Source organism: Dactylosporangium sp. NPDC006015 (assembly GCF_040614215.1).
Lineage (GTDB): Bacteria > Actinomycetota > Actinomycetes > Mycobacteriales > Micromonosporaceae > Dactylosporangium > Dactylosporangium maewongense.
This window is the reverse complement of record NZ_JBEXUD010000119.1, coordinates 1-1,271: the sequence shown is the minus strand read 5'-3', so window position 1 is coordinate 1,271 and position 1,271 is coordinate 1. Positions and strand designations below refer to the sequence as shown.

Below are 1,271 nucleotides of genomic sequence, written 5' to 3'. Positions count from 1 at the left end.
GTAATTCAGTAATGAATTGAAGTTTAAAGAAAATTTATATTATGCGGAAGATACGGAGTTTGTTATTCGATACCTTTTGGAGTGCAAAAGAGAGAATCGGATTTAGTTGCTAATATAATTAATTCTCTAACATATCATTATGTTCAAATAATGATGTTATCCTTAAATCTTAGAGTCACTATTGTATAATTTAGACAAAGGACAAAAACATGAAAAAACGCTACTCAAAAGAATTTAAAGAAACCCTTATCGCCTTCTATCATTCTGGTCAATCCGTCACCCAGCTGTCTAAAGAATACGACGTGGCCCCTGCAACAATTTATAAATGGATAGACCTCTACTCTAAATCTAATGAAAGCTCCGTCTCTAAAGCTGATTTTCTAGAATTAAAAAGACAACTGGCTAAAGTTAAGGAAGAACGAGACATCTTAAAAAAAGTATTGACCATATTCGCCGAGAAAAAGAAGTGAGTGCTGCGGATATGGCTCAAACCATACAAACTTTAGCACTCAATGTCAGACTAAGCTGTCAACTCCTTGATGTTCCTGAATCAAGTTATTATGAACGGATTAACCGACATCCATCTAAAACTCAATTAAGGAGACAATACCTGTCACTCAAAATTTCTCAACTCTTCAATACTAACCGAGAAATCTATGGTGCTACTAAAATTCATCATCTTCTACTTAAACAAGGGGAAAAAGTCGGGTTAAAACTGGTACAGAAGCTAATGAAGCAACTTCAACTCAAGTCTGTAGTCATTAAGAAATTTAAGCCTGGATACTCACTAAGTGATCACATCAATCGAAAAAATCTCATACAGACTGAACCTACAAAGAAAAATAAGGTTTGGTCAACCGACATTACTTATATTCCTACTCAACAAGGATGGGCTTATCTCTCAACCATTATGGATCGTTATACTAAAAAAGTTATTGCTTGGGATTTGGGCAAGCGAATGACTGTAGAATTAGTGCAAAGAACTTTAAATAAGGCCATTAAATCACAAGACTATCCAGAAGCTGTTATTCTTCATTCTGACCAAGGAAGCCAGTATACGAGTCTAGAGTATGAAGAGTTGCTTAAGTATTATGGGATGACTCACTCTTTCAGTCGAAGGGGATACCCTTATCATAATGCCAGTCTTGAATCTTGGCATGGACATTTAAAAAGAGAGTGGGTGTATCAATTTAAATATAAGAACTTTGAAGAAGCCTATCAGAGTATTTTCTGGTACATCGAAGCCTTTTATAATTCAAAACGAATCCATC

At 35.1% G+C, this 1,271-nt stretch carries 1 protein-coding gene; it reads left to right on the top strand.

Features of this window, described 5'->3' with window-relative positions; translation table 11 throughout:
• Window positions 1-209: 209 nt before the first annotated feature.
• A protein-coding gene (locus ABZ321_RS58195) for an IS3-like element IS981 family transposase (protein WP_354905694.1) occupies window positions 210-1,271 on the top strand; the annotation gives its coding sequence in 2 pieces (ribosomal slippage) (window positions 210-426 and window positions 426-1,271; 1,063 coding nt annotated over the 2 pieces). This gene is flagged as partial in the annotation.